This is a genomic window from Paenarthrobacter sp. NPDC090517 (assembly GCF_044769165.1).
Taxonomy (GTDB): Bacteria; Actinomycetota; Actinomycetes; order Actinomycetales; family Micrococcaceae; genus Arthrobacter.
This window is the reverse complement of record NZ_JBIVXN010000001.1, coordinates 1,735,784-1,757,228: the sequence shown is the minus strand read 5'-3', so window position 1 is coordinate 1,757,228 and position 21,445 is coordinate 1,735,784. Positions and strand designations below refer to the sequence as shown.

Genomic DNA, 21,445 nt, shown 5'->3' with positions numbered 1-21,445 from the left:
CTTAACGGGGCCGGGTCGTCGTCGAGATGTCCGGGCAGTCGCGTCGAGATGTCAGGGCACCGGAGGGACGGGCTGCTGAAGCGGTGCCTCCGGCTGTTTGACCGGCTCCGGTTCGCCCGGTGGCACCATCATGCGCCAGGCAAACACTGCACCCGCGCCTACAACAGCTGCAGCCAAGGTGGTAAACCATACAGCTCGGCGGGAGCTGCGCTGTGTGGTCTTGCGGCTGAGGGCCTGGGTGGTCCTCTTCACTGCTCTGGCGGCAGTGCGACGGGCTTCCTTGGCTGCCTTCTTGTTCCCAGTCAGTGTGAGCATGACTCCATGTACCACTGATGGAACGTCGGCGTGGTTGATCCGGGTCAAAGCCCACCTCACCACTGCGTCTGTCTGCGCGGACGTGCCCTCTGTTGCATGCGTTACCCACTCACGGGCGAGATCTTGGGCCGCGGGAATGATGGTTTGCGCTTTGTACATGATGAAACCCCTCACGTAGTTAGACGGCGTCGTTGTCAGCCTACGCCGGAGCTGCGGCGACCAACAGATGCCACTGCTTGCCGTTAGTTTCGAACCACCGATGCCAGCTCCACCGATTCCTCCAGCCCGGCCCAATGGCCGTTGAGAGTGAGCTCGCCGTGAAGCTCCTGGGCCGCTGCGGTATTGGCGGAGACGTCGGCTGCTACATCCAGGACACGCGCCACCTTCAACCGCAGCTCGCCCGCATCAATGATCGTCACGCCGCTGCCCGAGACCGGCGCCGAGGCACTCAAGGCCGGGACACCGCCGTCGAGCTGTCCGCTGCCTTTCACCGTGACCGTGCTGGGCCGGGGCTCCGGCTCGCCGTCAACGATCAGTTCTGCTTCTTTCTGGCCGGTCAAAATGGCCGTAGCGAGGGCTTTGACGTAGATGGGGTCCGCGCAGGCGTCGTACACCCAGCGCTTGCCGAGGACGGAGTGGTCCATGGTTCCGATCAACCACTCCTCAGCACCGGCCAGTGCGTATCCGCGGTAACTGAGGGGCACTTGGTAAACGCGTTCGCCGGCAGTGACAACGTGCGTCTCCAGACCCACCTCGCCGGCGGGATCGTCAAAGCGGTAGGCGCCGATGAGCTCCGGGGAACCGTCCTGGATGAACCAGGGCTGCTTCGGGAGGTAGTCAGCGATGAGTTCGAGCTTGGACGGGGAAAGGGTTGCCTTGTGAATGATCGCCATGGTCCCCAGCCTAGGGCAGGGTGCAGGGGTCCCGAAGACCAGCACCCTGCCCCGACAGCTAGCGCGTAGGCAGCCCGCTCACGAACGTGGCCACCACGGACGTCCTGGCCAGTTCTTCCGGGGTGACCAGCAGGGGATCCTGCTCGAACACCGTGAGGTCGGCCAGCTTCCCCACGCTGATGGTGCCCGTTTCCGCAGTCAGGCCGGCAGCGGCGGCGGCATGGCTGGTGTAACCCTCCAAGGCCATCAGGGCGGTGAGTGCCTGCTCAGGCTGGACCGGCTCAACGTCCGGCCGTTCAACCGGCCGCCGAAGGATTGAATCGGCCATCATTGCCCGCGGATCGTACGGTGTGATGGGCCAGTCTGAGCCCAGGGCCACGGTCACCCCGGCTTCCCGGAGATCCCGGCACCGCCAGCCGCGGGCGGCCCTTTCGCCGCCCAGGCGGACGGACCAGTTGTCCGTGCGGTCGGCACGAGTGTGGTGCGTGCCGTGAACCGGCTGCATGCTGGCCGCGACACCGAGTTCGGCAAACCGGGCCACTAAATCGTCGGGGATGGTCTCGATGTGCTCGATCCTGTGTGCGGCCAAACCCCGGGAATCCCCGGCGGCCTCCAGCGCATCAAGAACGTACCGGACCCCTTGGTCACCGATGGCGTGCGTGGCTGTGGGAATGCCACGCTCCACAAAGAACCTCAGTGCTTTCTGGAAGTCCTCGGGATCCGTCCATACCGATTCGTGGTTCTCGCCGTAAGCATCAGGTTGTTCCAGCCACGCCGAACCGTTGTCGATGGTGCCGTCAATGAAGAACTTCACACCTTCCACCCGCCACCGCCGGCCGCCTGTGCCTTGCAGCGCGGCAGCTTTCCCGAGCTCGTCCAGCGAAGCGCCGGCATGGACCATGGGGGAGAAGCGCAAGCGGAGGGGAAGCTCGCCTGTTGCCTCAAGATGGGCGGCGAGTTCCCCCGACCCCTCCGCATAGTCCATGACATGCGTGGAAGTGATTCCGACGGCGGCCATTCCGTTGAGCAGCTCGCCCAGCCTTTCGGCGCGGACATCGAAGCTCTCCTGCGGGAGGGCTTTCGTCGCCAGGTCCATCGCGCTGAACTCGACGAGGTAGCCGGTGGGCGTGCCGTCGTCGTCGACGTCTATCAGTGACTCGTCCGGAAAATCCACCGGACCCGTGATCCCGGACGCGGCCAACGCCGCTGAATTGACGATCGCCGAGTGGCCGTCACGCATGCGCAGGAACATCGGCACCGGGCCGGTAGCGTCGTCGAAAAGGCGACCGCTGAAGCCGATGCCGGTGAAGAGATTAGGGTCCAGGCCCCAACCGATCACCCACTCGCCGGGCTCGGCAGCCGCGGCGGCGTCCCCGATGATCCGTTGCACCTCGTCAAGGGGACCGAGGTCGGTCAACTGCAGGCCGCGGGCCAGATCGAGGCCGAAAATCACATGGGTGTGGCTGTCGTTCAGGCCGGGGACGATCGTCGCGTCGCCGTAGTCCAGGACAGTGGTGCCGGGTCCGCTGAACGGCTTCAGTTCTGAAGGGGACCCGACGGCGGCAATCCGGCCGTCTGTGATCGCAAGGGCGGTGGCGGTTGGCAGGTCCGGGTCCAGCGTGTGGATTCGGCGTGCCAGGACGATGGTGTCTGCGACCGTCACGTCAGTGCTCCTTCACTCATGGGTTCCTTCTTCTTCAGTCCCTCGAAGAGCGAGTCAACGCGGGCCTGTTCTGGGGCGGGGGCTGGCTTGACGATGGAAACCACCAGGTAGACGGCGAGGTTGACGATCAAACCGGCCACTCCGGAGGTCAGCCCACCCAACCACGGAATCGAAAGGGGGCTTGGGTACATGAGCTCCAGAACGGCTGCCACCAGAATCCCCGAAACCATGGCGGCGTTGGCCGCAGCCGCTGTCCCGCGGCGCCAGAAGATGCCGAGCAAGAGCGTAGGGGCCAGCTGGCAGATGGCCTGGTAGGACACGAAGGCCACCACGATCAGGCCGGAGACCTGGTTTGCCATCAGGAGTGCCGCGCCGGCTGAGATAAGGGTGATGGCGGCGACGGCGATCTTTGCGCCCTTCGCGGACTCGATGCGCTCTTGTTTGCGAACGCCGATCACATCGTTGGCCAACTGCGTGCCGACGGCCTGCAGGTTGGCTCCGACGTTGCCCATGGTGGCGGCCACAACACACACGCCGGCAATGGCAACCATGCCCGCTCCGCCGATTCCAGCCAGGATGAACCACACGGTATCCGGGGCGTCGGAAACACTCGGGATACTGGTGGCCAGGAGGCACACTGTGGTGAGCGCGGCTGAGAACAGGAACATGATCGGTGCTGCCTGAACGGCGGACTTCTGTACCGTTTTGGGGGTTTTGACGCTGAACATCCGGACAAAGAGGTCCGGCCAGCACCAAGCGCCCATCATTCCCGTGAAAATCAGGGAGAACAGGTAGAACGGGCCCGCTGCGCTGCCTGGACCGGGCAATTGGAGCAGGCTGGGCGATACCTCGTTGACCCCATGGCCATTGGTAATGAGCCATACCAGGAGTCCGAGGATCACCAGGAAGCCAACCCCGTAGGCGAAAATCCCTTGAACCATGTCGCTGATGATCAGGCCGCGGGTACCCAGCTTGACCGTCCAGATCTGGCGGGCGGCGATGAAGAGCACGCCGATCACCACAGCGACGTAGGGGGAAACCTGTCCAAAGGACAGGGTGGAGAAGACGAGCCCCAAGGACTGCATCCCCAGGACAACCCATGGAATGGAGGCAAGGACGCCGATGAGGGCAGCGATGACCCGTACCGAGCGTGAGTTGTAGCGCAGGCCGAGCAGATCTGCCTGGGTCCGGAGATCGTGGATGCGACCCCACTTGTTCACCGGGGTGCCGAGGAAGAACATCAGCACCACGCTGAGCAACGAGTAGGACAAGGAATAGAAGCCGATGGCACCGGCGCTGGCAGTGAGACCGGCGAAGGAAATGAACATGGTGCCGGCAAGCCAAGTGTTGAGGAATGCCATGGTGCCGAACCAGGAGCTGAAGGAGCGGCCGCCTGTGGCGTATTCGCTCATGGATTTGTCAGCCCGCCGGCTGCGGCTCATGACAACCACCACCAGCACGGTGAACAGCAGGATGGCTCCATAACCGATCAGCATGTTCATGGCGTTGCCTCGTCATCGATTTCCCGTGTGAACCACAGGGCGAAGAGGGACAAGGTCACCAAGGCGTTGGCCACGAGAAAGTACCAGATGGTGGATTGACCGTCGGCGAATAACCAGTGCACGGGTGGGGCAAGCAGGAGCAGGATATCGATCACGAAGACCGTCCTGCGTATGGTGCTTCGGCGGTCCGAAGTCAGGACAGCATGGGACATTGGGGGATCCATTCCTCCGGGCGTCGTTGGCCGGATGTAAGCGAAGGAGACGATGTGCGGGAACGTTCCCGCAAGTAAAAGTGTGGGACGTCACAGAGTCGATGTCAAGGGCTTCCCGAACATCACGGAAGCGTCCCTACCTGGGCGCCGCCTAGGATGAGGTTATGGCGAGAACCCGGGCAACCATCATGGACATCGCGCGCGAGCTCGGGCTGTCCAAGACCACAGTGTCCAGCGCACTGGGCGGCTCCGGCCGTATCTCCGATGAGAAACGCGAACTCATCCAGAAAACTGCGGACCGCCTCGGCTACGTCACCAACCGCGCCGCCCGCAGCCTGCGCGTCAACCGGATCGGCACCATCGGCCTCCACATACCTCCGGTTGCCCGGAGCCTCGCTTTTTACATGGACTTTGCCTTTGGCGTCACGGAGGGCGCGGCTGCCGCTGATTACGACGTCACTCTTTTTGCGCGCGAACTCACTCCCCGGATGGCTTTCCAGGTGGATGGAGTCATAGCCATCGACCCTGCCCCGGGGGAGCCGCTCGTGGCGGCCCTGCTCGCCGACGGCATCCCGACTGTCAGCGTTGGACGGTACGCCGGTCCTGGTGAGGAGCGTGTCAAAGGAACGCTGGAAGCGCATCACGCTGAATTGCAGACCGAGGTGTTGGAGCATTTGCTGGACCGTGGGCGGCGTCGTCCGGCGTTGCTCGCCGTCGACGACGCGATCGCTTCGTCCTGGGCCGTTGACACCCGCCGCACCTACACCGACTGGTGTGTCCGGAATGGTCTTGAGCCCCGCGTCCATGAGGTTGGTGCGGGTGCAAGCCCGCGGGACCTGGTGGCTGCCATTACCCACGCTGTGGACATCGGTGGCGCAGATGCGCTGGTCTGCGGCGCCCAGGGGCAGGCTGCCCAGAGCCAGATCGTTTTGGAAAGCCGGGGGATTGTGCTGGGCAGGGACCTGGATGTTGTCTCGTTCGCAGGTGCGGCCACGGTGGAAACGGGCAATCCGCTGATCAGCTCAATCGACCTCGCACCCCGCGCCTACGGGAAGGCGGCTACTGAACTGTTGGATGCAATTATCAGGGAACCGGACGGCCCGCCAGTGCATCAGTGGTTTGAGGGCGCGAGCGTACTGTTGGCGCGCTGACCTGGCGCCCATGGCCGACGCGCTGGCCCTAGGGTGCCGTGTTGGAAGTGAGGGTGCCAGGAGCCGCGCCGACCATTCCCTCCACTGCGCGGGTGAGGTGGGTGCCGCGATCGTTGACCCCATCCCAGCGGACCAAGGCTTGGGCGTTCAGGCCGTCAACCATGCCCAGGATCTGCCATGCGACGGCGGCGGCATCGGAAACGTTGAACGTTCCGGTCGCATTTCCGTCCTCCACAACACCCTGGAAGACCTTCTGCCAGGCATCCATTTGCTCACGGACAGACGCGGCCAGGGTTTCGTTCCGGCGTCCCAACGTCCAGGCTTCCACCCAGATTGCGGTGACGTCCAGCCTGCTGCTGTCCAAGAGCGTCTCAACCAGCAGGCCAAGGCGTTCGGATGGGTTGGGGCGCTGGCTTAGCAAGCCTGCGATCTCCTGTGTTTCGGCGGCCACGATGGCGGCAAACGTGTTTGAAACCAGCGCGTCCATATTGGGCTGGTAATGCGCCACCAGCCCGGAAGCGACACCCACGCGTGCGGCAACATTGCGCAGGGTGAGTGCCGTGAGGCCTGCTTCGAGTGCGATCTCGCGGGCGGCCTCGGTGATTTCTGCGGCGCGTTCGGCCGGCGACTTTCGGACTGCGCGCTTCTGTGGAGTGCTTGACATCAAGGACCAGTCTAGATTACCTTTTCAACATTATTGATCGTGCGATCAACAAGAGAATTGCAAGAAGACGAAGGAGTCACCCATGGCTTGGAGAATGCCGGCCGAAACCGCACCGCATGAGCGCACCTGGATGGCGTTCCCCCGCACCGGCCTGACGCTTGGGGACGACGCTGCTTCTGCCGAGGAGGCTTACGCGGCGTGGACCGCCGTGGCCCACGCGGTTGCTGAGTTCGAGCCGGTCACCATGGTGGTGGACCCCAGCGAGCGCGCTCGCGCCGCCCGCATGCTTGGCAGCGGCATCGAGCAGCTCGAGGCACCTCTGGATGAGTTCTGGATGCGCGACGTCGGACCCACCTTTGTGTTGGATGGCGAGCGTCCCGGCGTGCTGGGGGCAGTGGACTGGATCTTCAACGGCTGGGGTGCGCCGGCCTGGTCCGAGTGGCAGAAGAGTGCGGGAATGGCCCGTTTCGTTGCGGAAAATTCCGGCGCCGAACTGGTCAGCTCGCTGCTGGTGAACGAAGGCGGTGCCATCCATGTGGACGGCCAAGGAACCGTGTTGGTAACAGAAACCGTGCAACTGGATCGTGGCCGGAATCCCTACGCCGACAAGGCAGCAGTTGAAGCCGAACTGGCCCGCACCATTGGTGCCACCAAGGTGATTTGGGTTCCCCGCGGCCTGACCCGCGACTACGAGGATCTGGGCACCCGCGGCCACATCGACATGGTGGCGACCCTCCCCGCTCCGGGCCGGATCCTGTTGCACTCACAGACCAATCCGGAGCACCCGGACCACGAGGTCAGCCGGACCCTGCACTCCTTCCTGGAAACCCAGACCGACGCCGCAGGCAAACCTTTCGAGATCGTGCCGCTGCCTGCCCCGGAAACGCTGCGCGACGAAGAAGGCTTTGTGGACTGGAGCTACGTCAACCACCTCGTGGTCAATGGTGGCGTCATCGCCTGCGGTTACGGCGAAGAGCGCGCCGACTCGCTCGCGGCAGAAATCCTGGCCGAGGCTTACCCTGGCCGGCGCGTTGTCACCGTCGATGCCCGGCCTATCCTCGCCCGCGGCGGCGGTATCCACTGCATCACCCAGCAACAGCCGCATCTGAGCAGCGCACAAATCGCGGGAGGTGCCGCGTAATGGCTCCCTTCGACGTGGTTGAGGCCTCCATAGCGCAACTACGCGCAGCACTGGAAGCAGGGGAGGTGACCAGCGAAGCGCTCACCCAGGCATATCTTGACCGCATTGAGGCTTATGACCGCAACGGCATCAGGCTCAATGCACTGGTGGTCATGAACCCCGATGCTTTGGCGGACGCCCGGGCCTCCGATGAACGCAGGGCCAAAGGCTCAGTGCGGGGACCATTGGATGGCATCCCCTACACAGCCAAGGACAGCTACTTGGCCAAGGGGCTCACCGCTGCGGCCGGATCGCCGGCGTTTGAGCACCTGGTGGCGCAGCGTGATGCTTTCACCATCGAACGCCTCCGGGATGCCGGCGCGGTGCTCATCGGCCTCACCAACATGCCGCCCATGGCCAACGGCGGCATGCAGCGCGGCGTCTATGGCCGGGCTGAAAGCCCTTACAACGCAGACTTCCTGACTGCCGCTTTCGGTTCCGGGTCTTCGAACGGTTCGGGCACCGCGACGGCGGCCAGCTTCGCCGCTTTCGGCTTAGGCGAGGAGACCTGGTCAAGTGGCCGTGCACCGGCGTCGAACAATGCTCTGTGCGCGTACACGCCCTCCCGCGGCGTCATCTCGGTGCGCGGCAACTGGCCGCTGGTCCCCACCATGGATGTGGTGGTCCCGCACACGCGCACCATGGCTGACATGTTGGAGTTACTCGACGTGATCGTGGCCGACGACGCCGAGACCCGCGGTGACTTCTGGCGTGCGCAGCCCTGGGTTCAGATCCCCAAGTCGTCCGAGGTCCGGCCGGAGTCTTATGTGGCACTGTCTCCGGAAAAGCCCGACGGCGGACGGTTGGCGTTGCGCGGGAAGCGCTTCGGAGTGCCGCGCATGTACATCAACGCAGATCCAGACGCGGGGACCAGCACGAAGCCGGGGATCGGCGGGTCCACCGGGCAACGGATCGAGACCCGGGCTTCCGTGATGGAACTGTGGGAAGCCGCGAAGCGCGACCTCGAAGCTGCGGGGGCCGAGGTTGTTTTGGTGGATTTCCCTGTGGTCTCAAATTACGAAGGCGACCGCCCCGGCGCACCCACCATCGCCACCCGGGGACTCGTCAGCCCCGAATACCTGAAGCGTGAAATCGTGGACCTTTCCTCCTGGGCTTGGGACGACTTCCTGCGCGCCAACGGCGATCCCGCGCTCAGCAGCCTTGCCGATGTGGATGGCGCGACCATCTTCCCGCACCCGGAGGGAGCACTGCCTGACCGCTACGCCGGGTTCGACGACGACATCGCCGAGTACCCAGGACATGTCCGTGAGCGCGGAGTTTCCCGATTTACCGAGATTCCCGAGCTGGAAAATGGTGTGCGAGGGCTCGAGGAGACACGGCGAACTGACCTTGAGGGCTGGATGGACGGGCTCGGATTGGACGCTGTCCTTTTCCCGGCAGCCGCCGATGTGGGTCCTGCCGACATGGACGTCAACCCCGCGTCTGCGGACCTCGGCTGGCGCAACGGCGTGTGGGTGGCCAACGGCAACCTCGTCCCGAGGCACCTGGGCATCCCCACGGTTACCGTACCGATGGGAACCATGGCGGACATTGGCATGCCCGTGGGCCTCACTTTCGCTGGCCGCGCCTACGATGACACGGCACTGCTGACGCTGGCCGCAGCCTTCGAAGCCACCGGTTCACGGCGGACGGAGCCACCCCGTACGCCAGCGCTCTAACGGATTCGACGGCGGCCCTACGGGACCCAATGCGTGATGGGACGTCGGCTCTGATTACAATCAAAGGGACGTCGACCACTGAGGGAATCATGAAGAAACTCACCACTGTCCTGATCGCTGCCGGGCTTATTGCCTCGGCATCCGCCTGTTCCGCTCAGCAGCAGCTGACCACCGCGGAAACCTGTGACCGCGTTGGCGTCGCCGCAGCCAGTATTCCGCAGAACCCGAGCCAGACGGCCTCGAACCGCGCAGCCAACGCCATCAGGCCAATCGAACCGGTGGCGTCCACCGAGATGAAGCCTGTAGTCACAGCCATCCTTGAGTATCTGGACGAGCAGGCCAAGGAAGAACCGAACGAAGCAAAGATGGGCGAGCTTACATCGGCCTTCCAGGAAGCTGGTGCCAAGTTCGGCGAACTGTGCCGCGGCTAATGACGCCCGTGGCGTAGCCGCAGTTGCAACGCAAAGGGACCGGTTCGTTGAACCGGTCCCTTTTTGCGCCCTCAACGCTCTATCACTTCCCACGTGCTTGAGCCGAACCTTCTCTCACTTCCCGGCCCTTATAGGGGAACGCCCTATCACTCTTCTGAGGAAAGTGAGAGAGGGGTGGCGGGAAGGGCACGGGATGTGAGAGAGGGTTACTTTCGCCGTTCTCCACGGCTCGAACGGGGTTGGTCGGAAGTGGTCGCAGCTGAAGCTCCTTTGCCCTCACCCTTCAGAACGGTGTATAGATGTATACAAGTACACTTCACGCGGTAGGCGGAACGTCATGGCAGATCCACAACCACGCAATACAGGAGCGCACGTTGTCTATAGCGTGCTCAAGCGCCAAATCCTCAACCTTGAACTCAAGCCGGGTGAACGCATCTACGAGCCGGCCATGGCCGAAGCTCTGCAGGTTAGTCGTACCCCGCTGAGGGAAGCTATCCGCCGCCTGATTTCCGAGAACCTGCTCGAGCAGCAGCCCACGGGCGGAGTGATAATCCCGGCGTTGGACGAGAAGGTGATTTCAGAGTTGTACGATGTCCGCGCAGCCTTGGAGTCCCTGATGGCACGGGAAGCGTGTGCCAATGCGAGCCCGACGGACCTTGAAGAACTGCGAGGGATCGTGGCCCGTAATGCCGCCATGGTGGAGTTCGCCGACGAAGCCATGAAGTACGGGGTTGCCCTGCACGCCGCGATCGCCAGGATCGCCGGAAACTCCTGGGCCCAGCGCTTCCATGAGCAGATCGCCAGCCAGGTTGAGCGCTACCGATACTTCACCAACAATGCCCCCGAACGTCGTGATGAAGCACTCGCCAATCACCGGCTCTTAGTCGAGGCCATCGCTTCCAAGGACGCCGAGATGGCAGCCAAGGTCGCTTTCGATCATGTCATCGGGGCTCGTGATGAGACCTTGCGCGTCATCTCAAGTACCGGCCTCGTGGTCGAATGATCGGCGAGCTCGGACGGCGTTCCTCAACGGCTCTCCTGGTGCACTCGGCTCTCATCCAGGCCGTCACTTTCCTGGTCCGGCCCGCCACCACGTACCGCGCCCTCGAATTGGACGTTCCCGGGTTCGCCCTCGGCCTTCTTGCCGCCAGCTACGCAGTGTTTCCCCTACTGCTCGCCCTGCCCATCGGCGGACTGGTGGACCGCCTTGGTGAGCGTCGCCTCATGGCGATCGGGGCCGCCGTCGTACTGGGCTGTTCCGCCTTTCTGTTGTTCTGGGGGACGTCAGTCCCCGCACTCGTGGCGGGAACCGCGCTTCTAGGTGCAGGGCAGTTGGCGTGCGTAGTTGGACAGCAGGCCGTGGTTGCGAACAATGCGGCGTCAACGCGTCTGGACTCCGCTTTCGGTTATCTGACCTTCGCCGCGTCTCTGGGCCAGGCTCTTGGACCGTTGGCCATCTCCGTGGTGGGCGGTGCGTCTGTTCGCCCGAACACCAACGCGATCTTCCTGCTCGCGACAGCGATGAGCCTGGTGCTCTTCCTGACCACGTTCGTGATTTCCTCGAAGGTCAGCCGAGGGAGGCGCACTGCCAAGGGAGGACCAAAGGGCAGCTCGGCTGCTCTCCTTAGGACTCCCGGCGTCGTCCGGGCGTTGGCCACCAGCGCTACTGTCCTGGCCGTAGTGGACCTGACGGTTGTTTACCTGCCGGCACTGGGCGCGGAGAGGGGTCTGACCGCGGCAACCGTGGGTCTGATGCTGACCGTTCGGGCCGTGTTTTCCATGGTCTCCCGATTGGGGCTGGGCAGCATGTCCCGCAAACTTGGCAGGATGAAACTGCTGCTCCTCAGCCTGGCCATCTCCACGGCATCGCTGGGGGTGGCCGCGATACCCATGCCCGTGTGGTTGCTCTTCATCGTCATGGCATTCCTCGGCTTGGGCCTGGGAATCGGCCAACCACTGACCATGTCGTGGCTCTCAGCGCAAGCGCCCGAAGGCCAACGCGGCCGTGCGCTCGCCTTGCGGTTGGCGGGAAACAGGGTGGGCCAAGTGGTCCTGCCCAGCGCAATAGGCATCGTGGCGGTGGGACTCGGTGCGGCGGGCGTGTTCCTGGCCTCCGCAGTTGCCGTGGGTGGAACCATGTTGTTGCTACGCGGGGTTCGGCTGGACGACTAGCTGTACTGACCGGAGCGAGTGATTGAGCGGCTCACACGTCCCGACCATGCACGGGTCTGGCGTTCGCAGGGGGTTCTCCGACCTCGTGGATGGTATGGCCGCCGCAAGCCGTTTTGGTTACGCTGGCCCGCTCGATGCGCGACACGATGAACCATCTCATGGCGTCGCGAAGTCGACACCACCCAACCAAGTACCACTGGCCGTTCGTTGAGGCGAACAGTACGGGTTCGACGTCGCGGATGGTGGTGCTCCCATCTCCCGATGTGTAGCGAATGCGGACTACCCGCTGCTCGGACATCGCCTGCTCCAGAGCCGACCTTATGGTGCGCGAGGAGGGGGGGCCCGCATTAACCCAGACACGGCCGGCAAGTTCGTCGGCTCTTGCCCGGGTCTTGGGATCGAGGACATCTACGATCTTCCTGATTCCGGCTGCTGCCAGATCGGCATAGGGGGCGTCGGGTGCAGCAGATACGGCTGCCATGAGCGCTACGGCCTGCGTTGGGGACAAGCTTACGGGCGGCAGGGAAGCGCCAGCGGCCAACCCGTAGCCACCGCCCGGACCTGGGCGCGACCACACGGGTGCACCGCTGCTCTCCAAGGCATCCAGGTCCCTCTTGACTGTGCGCACAGACACCTCGAACTCTCTCGCCAGACGCTCGGCGGAGACTCCCCGCGCCCCGCTGCGGCGAAGCATCTCGGATAGAGCATGGAGTCGTTCTGCTCGCTTCACCGTTCAGGCCGTACAGAATTCATGACATAAATAGTGACATACACTTGTCCGTAGCGCCTGCGAGGGTAGTGATATGACAACTACTAGAAGCAGTCGGGACATCATCCTCATCGCCGGCCACTGGCTGGGCGCTTGGGCGTGGGACGAAGTCCTCGAACACCTGGAATCCGACCACTCCCGTGTAACGGCAGTAACGCTCCCTGGTCTCGATGGGGACGATCCTGAGCGGGCGACAAAGACCCTCGACGATCAAGCTGCGGCGGTCCTGGACATCTTTGCCCGACGCGGCGTTTCCGAAGATCAGCCTGCAACTATCGTCGCTCATAGTGGGGCGAACGCCCCTGTCAGCCTTGTCCTTGACCGACACCCTGAGCTTGTTCATCTGGTGGTGTGGGTCGACTCCGGCCCCCTGGCCACAGGAAGCGTCTTCGCCCCGGATCTCCCGGAGGGATTGGAGGAGCTTCCCCTACCGTCCTTTGAAATCCTCGCACAGCAGGCGAGCCTTGAAGGCCTGAGTGCAGGGGTCCTCGAGCGTTTTCGTGCCCGGGCCGTCCCTGAGCCTGGCCCCGTGCTCCGTCAGCCCGTCGAGCTCATGAACGATGCCCGCCGCAAAGTCCGGACCACCTTGGTGTGCTGCTCGATCCCTGGCGCGCAGGTGCTGGAGTTGGCCCACACAGGCCATGCCATGTTCGCTGAAGTGGCGAACATCGAGAATCTCGACGTCATCGACCTGCCGACGGGGCATTGGCCCATGTGGAGCCGCCCCCGCGACCTCGCCAAGGTCATCCAGTCAGCTGCCTCACGGGCCAGCTGAACCAGTGCGGGCTGTTCGGGGAGGTCACTCCGCGAACAGCGCCGCCAAATCATCCGCGGTCAACGAGCCACCGGCCAGCGCGTCGCCTTCCATCACGTCCGCGAACAGCTGTGATTTCTTTGCCTTCAACGCCATGACCTTTTCTTCGATGGTGTCCTTCGCTACCAGTCGGTACACCATCACGTTCCTGGCCTGTCCGATGCGGTGCGTGCGGTCCACGGCTTGGGCCTCTGACGCCGGGTTCCACCAGGGGTCCAGCAGGAACACGTAGTCCGCCTCGGTCAGGTTGAGTCCAAAGCCACCGGCCTTCAGTGAAATCAGGAACACCGGAGCGGCACCGTTCTTAAACTCGCTGACCACATCGCCTCGGTTGCGGGTGCTGCCATCGAGATAGCAATACTCGACGCCCTCGGCATCCAAACGCTCCCGAACCTTGCCCAGGAACCCCGTGAACTGGCTGAAAATAAGTGCCCGGTGTCCCTCGGAAATGAGGTCCTCCAGCTGTTCAAAGAGCACGTCCAGCTTGGATGAGCGCACCCCGGACAGCGACGAATCCACCAACGACGCATCCAAACTCAGCTGACGCAGCAACGTCAACGACTGGAAAATCGTAAACCGGTTCTTGTTGACGTCATCGATCAGCCCAAGGATCTTCTGCCGCTCGCGCTGCAGGTGTGTCTGGTAGACCTTCTGGTGCCGCGGGTTCAGCACCACTTCCAGGATTTGCTCCTGCTTGGGCGGCAGATCCTTGATGACCTGCTCTTTGGTGCGGCGCATCATGAGCGGACGCACACGACGCCGGAGCTTGCCCAGTTGCGCGGAGTCACCGTTCTTCTCGACCGGCTTTTGGTAGTTCTCTGCGAAACGTTTGGGGCTCGGGAACAGTCCCGGCGCCACAATCGACGTCAGCGCCCAGAACTCCATGAGGTTGTTCTCCAGCGGCGTACCCGTGATGGCCAGCTTGAAACGGGCAGGCAGTTTGCGTGCGCACTGGTACGCCTTGGACTGGTGGTTCTTCACGAACTGCGCCTCATCCAGCATCAGCCCTGCCCACTGGAAGGAGGCGTAGGCATCGTAATCAATGCGGAACAGGGCATAGGAAGTGATGACGACGTCGGCGCCCGCCAACGCTTCGGCCGGTGCCAGCCCGCTCTTGGCAAAGGTTTCACCGACGGTCCGCACCGCGAGCCCCGGAGCGAAGCGCTGCGCTTCAGCAGCCCAGTTGCTCACAACGCTCGTGGGTGCGACAACCAGGAAAGGAGCCCGGGGCGTTACCTCTGAGGCATCACCCTGCGGGGCGGCACCCTGCGCGGCGGCAGCGGTGGAGGATGCCAGGTCTTTCGCCGCACAAATCAGCGCGATCGCCTGCACGGTCTTACCCAGGCCCATGTCGTCAGCCAGGACCCCGCCGAGGCTGTGCTTGTACAGGAAGCTGAGCCAGTTGAAACCCTCGAGCTGATACGGACGCAGCTCAGCGTTAAGTCCTTCCGGGAGCGGAAGCCCGGTCACGCCGTCGTCGAGCAGTCCACCAACGGCCTCGCGCCACGCGGCGGCCTGTTCGTCCACGATTCCCAGCTGCGCCAGCTCATCCCAAAGTCCGGCCTGGAAACGGCTGATCTGCAGGGTACCGTCCTTGTTGTCGGGGTTGTCCTGCAGGGAGCGGGCTTCGTCGATCAATGCGCGGAGCTGGTGAAGTTCGGGGAGGTCAAGCGAGAAGTAGGCGCCGCTGGGCAGCAGCATGCGGCTCATTCCGGCAGCAAGGGCAGAGAACACAGCCGCGAAGGAAACGGGTTCGCCTTCGAGGGTGATCACGATGCCGAGGTCGAACCAGTCGCCGCTTGCTGTTTCCTTCGTGGAGATGGACACCACCGGCGCTTCGGCTGCCTCGCGATAGTCGGCGATGTCGCCGGACGTTTCGACCACGACGTCGGGCAGATCCTTGAGCGCGGGCAGCACCTCTTCCGTGAACGCCAGTGTGTCCAAGCCGCCGAGCTCAGCGGAGGCAGCGATCCGGGGCGCACCCCAGCCGCCCGTTGCCGATTCTGCCAGCGCAGGCACCACGTCCCACGGCCGCCCAAGTGACTCCAGAATCCGTGCTTCTTCAAGGTCGTCGCGGTAACCGCGGTCGTCCGGATGCCGCCAAAGTGGCTGGGCGGTGACCAGCGTGCCGGACTTGTAGTGCCATTCCCAGTGCAGGCGGACTTTGTGGTCGTTACCGTAGTTGGCTAGCAAGGACAGTGTGGGGACGGCCAGTGTGGGCAGCCCCACCGATTCATCCGCGGCCTGCACCGGCGTGGATTGCCGCAACTTCGGATAGAACGAGGTCAGGAACCGGCTCTCATCCTCTGCGGGAATCTGAAGTGTTTGGCCGTCCATGACGAACTCCAGCAACTCATCGCTGATGCCGCCCTCGATCGGGGCAAGCGTGATGAGGTTCTTCTGCTGCGGAACGCCGGGCAGGGTTTCCCCGGAATGCGTGAAGAAGATTCCGTTGGCCGGTTTGCCCAGGAAGCCGACGGATCCCGGATCCACGGGCTCCCCGGCCAAAGTCACGGACGGCGCGAGCTGCAGGCCGCCGTCGGGCCCCTCCTGCTTTGGGGTGGCCTGAGCCGCTTCAAGTCGCGCCAAGCTGAGTCCAACGACGGCGGGTTGCGACTCAACGCGGACAGGCTCGCTACCAGCGGAGTGAATGAGTGGGATGCCGGCCTTGGTGGCATCGGCCAGGAGGGTCCAGAGGTTCTTGGCTGCGAAATCGTTCAGGCTCAACCACATGGCACCGGAGGGTTGCTGCCGGCCGTTGCTGGAGCCGTGTGCCGCGAGGAAAGTCTGAAGCCATTCGACGTGGACCTCATTGAATTCACGCCGGAAACTGACGTAGCTCAGGTTGTTCCACGAGACGTCGCCGCGGATCCATTTGCCCTTGGCGCCCATCATCACCGGGCGGGCCTTGAGTTGGCGGACGCTGCGCATGGGGTCGCGGCGGCCTGTGTAGGAGAAGTGGGCCGCGGGCTCTTCCACCTCAAACTGAAGCGCAAGCTGGATACCGGCAGCGCTGGGAGCCGTTCCGGGTTTGGCGATCAGCCTGTTGAGGGCTTGTTCCCACGCAGGACGTGCCGAGCCGCCCTGTTGGCCGGAGCCCACCCTCGACGTTTGAATTCCGGGAGCCTGGGAAAGAAGTTGGGCGCGGATAGTGGGGTGGTCTTCGGCAGTGAAGAGCAACGCGGCCACATGTTTGCAGTCCTTACGGACCGGGCAGCTGCAGATACCCACCGTGCAGCTCCAGCCGCTGGGCTTACGGACCAGTTTCGCCGACGTCGAATAAGGCTGCGGGCCGGTGCCGCGGACCTTGCCCATAAGGAGCCCCGTAGCCGCGTCGAAAGAAATCCCGTTCACGCGGCTGCCCATGGCATAGGCCAGTCCGGCCGCGAGCGAGCGGTCCGTTATGGCTGGAGTCTGAATGGCCAGTTCCCAGTTTTCGTCTGTGTGGGACGGCATGCGTAGGGCTACTTTCGGCAGGAGGATATCTGTTCAATCTTAGTCAGCAGAAAACGGCTCCCAAACTTCGCCCTCCGTTAACCTCTTCCTCGATTGCCGCGCCGCTCCCACGCGTACGTTGAAAGTGTCCGGAGCACCATCAGCTTTCAGCAGTGAGGATTCCCCATGACTACCAACGAGTACCCCGTCGTCCTGAGCAAGACCAGCTTCGAAGCCGGCAGTGCGGATGTAGTGGATTCCAACGTCAACGTGGTGAACGAAATGTACGCGGAGCTCCTCAACAGCGACGAAATTGCCACCCCTGCGCTCAACAGCTATTTTGTTGACTTCTACCTGACCCAGGCACTGTCCGGAGGCTTCGCCCAGTACGTCTTCACCGCATCGGAGCGTGAAGAAGTGGACGCCTACATCCGTGCAGGACTTGAGGCCATGGCAGCCACCCGGCACCTTGACCTCTTCAACCGCACCGCCGCAGCATTCGACGCCCTGACCGAAGACGAAGCCGAGGCCTACCTCGACGGCGACCTGGACGAGTCCGAAACGCCGCCTGCGGCTGTTGGTACCTTGGATGAGCTCGACGGCGAGTTTGAGGCGCTGCTGGAAGAAGAGGACATCATCGAGCTCAGCGGTGCCTACCTCCGCGGCCAGTCCGAACTGCTTGTTCTTTCGGATGAGGAAATCGAAGCGCACATTGCCGAACGCGTTGCCCAGATCCCAGACCTCGCCGAGCGCCAGGCCGAAGCCGACGAAGAAGCCCTCGCCAACGCCCCCGAGTTCGAGGTCATCATCCGCGAACTGTGCGACGTAACCGGCTACGCCTTGGAAAAGATCACCATGGGCGATCCCAACTACGAGCACGACGGCGTGAAGACCCTCGCCTGGCACTTCTCCACCGACCACGGCGACTACATCATGGTGGAAGACGACGACGAGGCCTTCATGATTCACCCGGAGACCAAGGAGATTGTCGCGGCCGTAGAGTTCGAAGAATCTGAGGAATTCGCCGACGCCTAAGCCTTTGGTTCGGCTGGACGGCAGCCATCCTCCGTGTTTGCCTGCGGCTGGACGGCAGCCATCCTCCGCGTGTACCCCGCCGTCCCCCTAGCCTCGCAAGCTCGGCCAGGGAACCCTGACGGTGTGGGCCCACTTTGCGCTTTGACGCACGCTTCCGGATGCCTGCCGTCCAGCCGCTTGGCGAGCTTCCGGATGCCTGCCGTCCGGCCGGCGGTTGCGGACACCCTGGCGACGAATTCACGGCTTTAGTCAGGTGGGTTTGTGTGTCGTAATAGACTCGACCGGTGCGTGCGTATTGGGAGCTGGCCAAGTCATCATTCCGTCGCCATTCCACGTACCGTACTGCCGCCGTCGCCGGGGCTTTTACCAACTCGGTTTTCGGGCTCATCCGGGCATCGCTGCTGCTGAGCGCCATTACGACGGCGGGTGGGGCCATCGGGGGATATTCGGCGATGGAGGCCGCCACTTATGTGTGGTTGGGCCAGGCGCTCCTGGCACCTTTGGGGCTGTTCGGCAACACTGAGCTCGCAAGCCGCGTGAAGTCGGGGGACATCGCCGTCGACCTTTCCCGGTCCGTCAACCTGACCGCGTCCTACTGGGCTCAAGACCTGGGACGTGCCGCCTTCGATATCCTGCCGCGCGGGTTACCGCCACTGATCGTCGGTGCACTGATTACCGGCCTGGCGATGCCCGGAACCCCAGGGCCCTACCTGCTGGGATTCGTGTCGATCCTGGCAGCAATATCCCTCAATTTTTTGGGCTTTTTCGCCATCAATCTGTTGTCCTTCTGGGTGCTCGAGATCCGCGGCTTCTGGATGCTGTACATGGTCCTGATGAACCTGCTGTCCGGCTTCCTGGTTCCCGTGACCTGGTTTCCCGGCTGGTTGCTCGATTTCGCCCGGGCCACACCGTTCCCGTCAATGCTGCAGACCCCGGTGGATATTCTCGCGGGAAGGACCGACGGCGCCGAAAGCCTTGCCATGGTGGGTCTCCAATTCCTGTGGCTGGCCGTGCTGCTGGTGGTCGTTCAGGCCATGGTCCGGTTCGGGTCACGGAAGCTGGTGGTGCAAGGTGGCTAGTCCCCGCGCGACGTCGCCCCGCGCAACCCGGGACCCGCATGCCCCGGTCACCAACCGGGTCCTCCTCAAACTCCTTGTCTCGGCCCGGTTGCGCTCGCAGCTCGCCTACCGGGGGAGTTTCATCTCCGACGTCGCCGGGCAAATCCTGCTGGGCTTGACCGAATTCGTGGAGCTCTACGCAATAGTCCATAACGTCTCCACCTTCGGCGGTATGACCTTAGCCCAGACCCTTCTGGTGTTTGGTCTCGCCTCGGTGGCCTTCGCGCTGGGTGACCTGCTCTTGGGAGAGACCGATTCCATGTCCGAGACCATTAGGTCCGGCAAGTTGGAGGTGTTGCTGGTCCGGCCTTTGCCTGTGCTGCTCCAACTGGCCACATCCGATTTCCAACTGAGACGCGTGGGGCGGTTGATCTTCGCCCTGGCCGCACTGGGGGTAGCGCTCCTACTTACGGACATCGCTTGGGACCCGGCCAAGATCGTGCTGGCTATCATCACACCTGTTGCCGGTGCTGCGATCTTCTGTGCACTCTTCCTCGGCGCGGGAGCAATGCAATTCTGGATCCTCGACGGCAGGCAATTCGCCAACGCCTTCACCTATGGCGGCCGGTACGTGGCCTCCATGCCCGGGGCGGCGCTGTTCTTCCCGATCCAGATCTTCTTCACGTTTGTCATCCCCGCAACGTTGGTGGCATACGCGCCCAGCCTGGTCATCCTCGATCTCGACGGCCCCGCCGGAATCCCGGCCTGGACGGGCTGGCTGGGACTGCCGGCCGCCGTCGTCCTTAGCGGACTCATGCTGCTTCTATGGCGGGCGGCCATCAAAAAATACACCGGCGCAGGAGGCTGACATGCCCATCATCGAAGTGGAAAATCTGAGCCGGGAGTTCCAAATCATGGAATCGGTGGGCCGGTTCCGGCGACGCAGGAAAGCCGTTCACGCGGTCCGCGGGATCGACTTCACTGTGGAGCCTGGGGAGGCGGTCGGCTACATCGGTGCCAACGGGGCCGGCAAGTCCACCACCATCAAGATGCTGACGGGTGTCCTGGTACCAAGCTCGGGTCGCGTAACCGTCTGCGGGTTCAACCCGGTGCCGCAGCGTAAAGCGTTGGCCCGGAAAATCGGGGTCGTGTTCGGACAGCGCTCGCAGCTATGGTGGGACCTCCCGCTGCAGGACTCTTACCCGATACTCGGTGCGATGCATCGCATGTCCGAGGCGGATTGGAGGCCCAGGTTCCGCGAGCTCGCCGATCAGATGGATCTGGGGGAGTTCCTCACCACACCTGTTCGGCAGCTCTCCCTGGGCCAGCGGATGCGGGGTGAGGTTGCCGCTGCCCTGCTGCATCGGCCGGAGCTGGTGATTCTGGACGAGCCGACCATTGGCCTGGACATGATCAGCAAGGAGAAACTGCGCCAGTTCCTGGACGCTGAGCGTCGCGAGAACGGCACCACGCTCCTGCTGACCACCCATGACATGAGCGATATCCAGCGTTTGTGCCAACGCGTCCTGGTAGTCGACGACGGCGCCATCGCCTACGACGGTTCGCTCACCGGTTTGGCTAACGTCGCCGGAGCCGTGCGCACCATGGTGGTTGACTTCACCACCCCAATGCACTCGGCTGCTCTCCTTTCGCTGCCTGACGGCGCGGTGCATGAGGGTATTGAGGCCGATGGAATCAGGCACAGCGTTTCCTTCGATCCGCGCAGGCTCTCGGCGGCCACTGTGCTTGCCGCGATTACCAGCACAGCCGAGGTTGCCGACCTGTCCCTGCACGAGCCGGACATCGAGCACCTGGTGCGGCAGTTGTACGGGCGTGCGAGGCGCTAACTGTTCTGGTCCAACGCCTTCGCGAGGTACCCGAGTAGCTCGTCGTCGACGTCGTCGATTGACTTCAGCCGCACCCGGCGGTCGAAGAATTCTCCCTCACGTGCCTTCACGGCCTCGAGCCTTCCCTCGGCTGGAACGTCCAATCGCAGGGCGATATCAACGGTGGTGGTATTGGTCCGCGTGACCTGGGCAAACTTCCGCCGAGGACTGTGAAGCGAGACATAACCTTTACGCATCTGGATCCCGACGCCCTCGGTCTCGGCGGACCAAGCCAGCAGAGCGTCGGCTATGGGGCGCAACTGCGGATGATTGGCGTATTGGCCGTCGATGAGTTCATCGGCGCCCCGGAGCATGAACTCGGGGTAGCCAAACATCTCCCACGAGACTGCGTATTGCGCATAGCCCGTGATGCCGTGTTCGTCGCGCATCCAGTCGCGGAGCTCGGCGTCGTTCTTCAGGCCCTTGACACGGCCCTCTTCGGCCCACCAATGGACGTCGTGTCCGGACTTGCGCAGAAGCAACGCCTGGTTGCTGTCCACCATGGTTTGCCACGTCTTGGCCGCGGCCTTAATGTCAGAAATCTCGCCCATATCCCGATCCTAGCCCGGCGCGGCGAGCTCGGAGC

20 protein-coding genes are annotated in these 21,445 nt (G+C 63.4%); 11 read left to right on the top strand and 9 right to left on the bottom strand.

The window, feature by feature from the left end:
* Positions 1-51 precede the first annotated feature (51 nt).
* The 5 genes from ACIQTW_RS08140 to ACIQTW_RS08120 form a co-directional block, all read right to left on the bottom strand.
* Positions 52-474, bottom strand: coding sequence for a hypothetical protein (locus tag ACIQTW_RS08140; RefSeq protein WP_402935855.1), 423 nt, complete (start codon positions 472-474; stop codon positions 52-54).
* Between the two features lie 83 nt (positions 475-557).
* The gene (locus ACIQTW_RS08135) at positions 558-1,208 is read right to left on the bottom strand and encodes a hypothetical protein (RefSeq protein ID WP_402935852.1); all 651 of its coding nucleotides are present in this window, start codon (positions 1,206-1,208) and stop codon (positions 558-560) included.
* Positions 1,209-1,266: 58 nt separating this feature from the next.
* Positions 1,267-2,871 carry an amidohydrolase gene (locus ACIQTW_RS08130; RefSeq protein WP_402935849.1) on the bottom strand — a complete coding sequence of 535 codons (1,605 nt, stop codon included), beginning with the start codon at positions 2,869-2,871 and terminating at the stop codon, positions 1,267-1,269.
* Positions 2,868-4,373: a sodium:solute symporter gene (locus tag ACIQTW_RS08125; RefSeq protein ID WP_402935846.1), complete on the bottom strand. Its 1,506-nt coding sequence runs from the start codon at positions 4,371-4,373 to the stop codon at positions 2,868-2,870. The genes ACIQTW_RS08130 and ACIQTW_RS08125 overlap by 4 nt, the downstream gene beginning before the upstream one ends.
* Positions 4,370-4,585, bottom strand: a complete 216-nt coding sequence (locus ACIQTW_RS08120) for a hypothetical protein (protein WP_402935843.1) — start codon at positions 4,583-4,585, stop codon at positions 4,370-4,372. The genes ACIQTW_RS08125 and ACIQTW_RS08120 overlap by 4 nt, the downstream gene beginning before the upstream one ends.
* 164 nt (positions 4,586-4,749) lie before the next feature.
* Here ACIQTW_RS08120 and ACIQTW_RS08115 point away from each other — a divergent pair, with 164 nt between their 5' ends.
* A complete protein-coding gene (locus tag ACIQTW_RS08115; RefSeq protein ID WP_402935840.1) occupies positions 4,750-5,736 on the top strand; it encodes a LacI family DNA-binding transcriptional regulator in 987 nt (328 codons plus the stop codon).
* Positions 5,737-5,764: 28 nt separating this feature from the next.
* On the opposite strand, the gene ACIQTW_RS08110 is transcribed toward ACIQTW_RS08115, so the two are convergent.
* Entirely contained in the window at positions 5,765-6,400 is a 636-nt protein-coding gene (locus ACIQTW_RS08110) for a TetR/AcrR family transcriptional regulator (RefSeq protein ID WP_402935837.1), read from the bottom strand.
* A gap of 82 nt (positions 6,401-6,482) precedes the next feature.
* On the opposite strand from ACIQTW_RS08110, the gene ACIQTW_RS08105 reads away from it, so the two are divergent.
* The 5 genes from ACIQTW_RS08105 to ACIQTW_RS08085 all read left to right on the top strand — a co-directional run bounded on the left by ACIQTW_RS08105 (position 6,483) and on the right by ACIQTW_RS08085 (position 11,862).
* Positions 6,483-7,541 (top strand): agmatine/peptidylarginine deiminase, encoded by a 1,059-nt coding sequence (locus ACIQTW_RS08105; protein WP_402935834.1) that lies wholly within the window; start codon positions 6,483-6,485, stop codon positions 7,539-7,541.
* Positions 7,541-9,259 carry an amidase gene (locus ACIQTW_RS08100; RefSeq protein WP_402935831.1) on the top strand — a complete coding sequence of 573 codons (1,719 nt, stop codon included), beginning with the start codon at positions 7,541-7,543 and terminating at the stop codon, positions 9,257-9,259. The genes ACIQTW_RS08105 and ACIQTW_RS08100 overlap by 1 nt, the downstream gene beginning before the upstream one ends.
* 89 nt (positions 9,260-9,348) lie before the next feature.
* Positions 9,349-9,690, top strand: a complete 342-nt coding sequence (locus ACIQTW_RS08095; protein ID WP_014922851.1) for a hypothetical protein — start codon at positions 9,349-9,351, stop codon at positions 9,688-9,690.
* A 337-nt stretch (positions 9,691-10,027) separates the two neighbouring features.
* Positions 10,028-10,693, top strand: coding sequence for a GntR family transcriptional regulator (locus tag ACIQTW_RS08090; protein ID WP_402935826.1), 666 nt, complete (start codon positions 10,028-10,030; stop codon positions 10,691-10,693).
* On the top strand, positions 10,690-11,862 hold the full coding sequence (locus tag ACIQTW_RS08085) for an MFS transporter (RefSeq protein ID WP_402935823.1): 1,173 nt from the start codon (positions 10,690-10,692) through the stop codon (positions 11,860-11,862). Before ACIQTW_RS08090 ends, ACIQTW_RS08085 begins: the two co-directional genes overlap by 4 nt.
* Positions 11,863-11,893: 31 nt before the next feature.
* Here the strand turns inward: ACIQTW_RS08085 and ACIQTW_RS08080 are convergent, their stop codons facing one another.
* Positions 11,894-12,592, bottom strand: coding sequence for a helix-turn-helix transcriptional regulator (locus tag ACIQTW_RS08080; protein ID WP_402935820.1), 699 nt, complete (start codon positions 12,590-12,592; stop codon positions 11,894-11,896).
* A gap of 73 nt (positions 12,593-12,665) precedes the next feature.
* Between ACIQTW_RS08080 and ACIQTW_RS08075 the strand changes: the two genes are divergently transcribed.
* A complete protein-coding gene (locus ACIQTW_RS08075) occupies positions 12,666-13,406 on the top strand; it encodes an alpha/beta fold hydrolase (protein ID WP_402935818.1) in 741 nt (246 codons plus the stop codon).
* A gap of 24 nt (positions 13,407-13,430) precedes the next feature.
* On the opposite strand, the gene ACIQTW_RS08070 is transcribed toward ACIQTW_RS08075, so the two are convergent.
* The gene (locus ACIQTW_RS08070; protein WP_402935815.1) at positions 13,431-16,901 is read right to left on the bottom strand and encodes an SNF2-related protein; all 3,471 of its coding nucleotides are present in this window, start codon (positions 16,899-16,901) and stop codon (positions 13,431-13,433) included.
* A gap of 165 nt (positions 16,902-17,066) precedes the next feature.
* On the opposite strand from ACIQTW_RS08070, the gene ACIQTW_RS08065 reads away from it, so the two are divergent.
* The 4 genes from ACIQTW_RS08065 (at position 17,067) to ACIQTW_RS08050 (ending at position 20,820) form a co-directional block, all read left to right on the top strand.
* On the top strand, positions 17,067-17,915 hold the full coding sequence (locus tag ACIQTW_RS08065; protein WP_402935812.1) for a hypothetical protein: 849 nt from the start codon (positions 17,067-17,069) through the stop codon (positions 17,913-17,915).
* Positions 17,916-18,199: 284 nt separating this feature from the next.
* Entirely contained in the window at positions 18,200-18,994 is a 795-nt protein-coding gene (locus ACIQTW_RS08060; RefSeq protein WP_402935809.1) for an ABC transporter permease, read from the top strand.
* A complete protein-coding gene (locus ACIQTW_RS08055; RefSeq protein WP_402935806.1) occupies positions 18,987-19,841 on the top strand; it encodes an ABC transporter permease in 855 nt (284 codons plus the stop codon). The genes ACIQTW_RS08060 and ACIQTW_RS08055 overlap by 8 nt, the downstream gene beginning before the upstream one ends.
* 1 nt (position 19,842) lies before the next feature.
* The gene (locus tag ACIQTW_RS08050) at positions 19,843-20,820 is read left to right on the top strand and encodes an ATP-binding cassette domain-containing protein (RefSeq protein ID WP_402935803.1); all 978 of its coding nucleotides are present in this window, start codon (positions 19,843-19,845) and stop codon (positions 20,818-20,820) included.
* Here ACIQTW_RS08050 and ACIQTW_RS08045 read toward each other — a convergent pair.
* Positions 20,817-21,410: a DUF5655 domain-containing protein gene (locus ACIQTW_RS08045; RefSeq protein WP_402935800.1), complete on the bottom strand. Its 594-nt coding sequence runs from the start codon at positions 21,408-21,410 to the stop codon at positions 20,817-20,819. The genes ACIQTW_RS08050 and ACIQTW_RS08045 overlap by 4 nt on opposite strands.
* Between the last annotated feature and the right edge of the window lie 35 nt (positions 21,411-21,445).

What these genes read in the sequence shown, in the direction of transcription:
- ACIQTW_RS08140 (WP_402935855.1), bottom strand. Translation starts at nt 474, where the DNA reads ATGTACAAAGCGCAAACCATCATTCCCGCGGCCCAAGATCTCGCCCGT.
- ACIQTW_RS08135 (WP_402935852.1), bottom strand. Translation starts at nt 1,208, where the DNA reads ATGGCGATCATTCACAAGGCAACCCTTTCCCCGTCCAAGCTCGAACTC.
- ACIQTW_RS08105 (WP_402935834.1), top strand. Translation starts at nt 6,483, where the DNA reads ATGGCTTGGAGAATGCCGGCCGAAACCGCACCGCATGAGCGCACCTGG.
- ACIQTW_RS08065 (WP_402935812.1), top strand. Translation starts at nt 17,067, where the DNA reads ATGACTACCAACGAGTACCCCGTCGTCCTGAGCAAGACCAGCTTCGAA.
- ACIQTW_RS08100 (WP_402935831.1), top strand. Translation starts at nt 7,541, where the DNA reads ATGGCTCCCTTCGACGTGGTTGAGGCCTCCATAGCGCAACTACGCGCA.
- ACIQTW_RS08120 (WP_402935843.1), bottom strand. Translation starts at nt 4,585, where the DNA reads ATGTCCCATGCTGTCCTGACTTCGGACCGCCGAAGCACCATACGCAGG.
- ACIQTW_RS08085 (WP_402935823.1), top strand. Translation starts at nt 10,690, where the DNA reads ATGATCGGCGAGCTCGGACGGCGTTCCTCAACGGCTCTCCTGGTGCAC.
- ACIQTW_RS08115 (WP_402935840.1), top strand. Translation starts at nt 4,750, where the DNA reads ATGGCGAGAACCCGGGCAACCATCATGGACATCGCGCGCGAGCTCGGG.
- ACIQTW_RS08050 (WP_402935803.1), top strand. Translation starts at nt 19,843, where the DNA reads ATGCCCATCATCGAAGTGGAAAATCTGAGCCGGGAGTTCCAAATCATG.
- ACIQTW_RS08045 (WP_402935800.1), bottom strand. Translation starts at nt 21,410, where the DNA reads ATGGGCGAGATTTCTGACATTAAGGCCGCGGCCAAGACGTGGCAAACC.
- ACIQTW_RS08110 (WP_402935837.1), bottom strand. Translation starts at nt 6,400, where the DNA reads ATGTCAAGCACTCCACAGAAGCGCGCAGTCCGAAAGTCGCCGGCCGAA.
- ACIQTW_RS08125 (WP_402935846.1), bottom strand. Translation starts at nt 4,373, where the DNA reads ATGAACATGCTGATCGGTTATGGAGCCATCCTGCTGTTCACCGTGCTG.
- ACIQTW_RS08075 (WP_402935818.1), top strand. Translation starts at nt 12,666, where the DNA reads ATGACAACTACTAGAAGCAGTCGGGACATCATCCTCATCGCCGGCCAC.
- ACIQTW_RS08070 (WP_402935815.1), bottom strand. Translation starts at nt 16,901, where the DNA reads ATGCCGTCCCACACAGACGAAAACTGGGAACTGGCCATTCAGACTCCA.
- ACIQTW_RS08095 (WP_014922851.1), top strand. Translation starts at nt 9,349, where the DNA reads ATGAAGAAACTCACCACTGTCCTGATCGCTGCCGGGCTTATTGCCTCG.
- ACIQTW_RS08090 (WP_402935826.1), top strand. Translation starts at nt 10,028, where the DNA reads ATGGCAGATCCACAACCACGCAATACAGGAGCGCACGTTGTCTATAGC.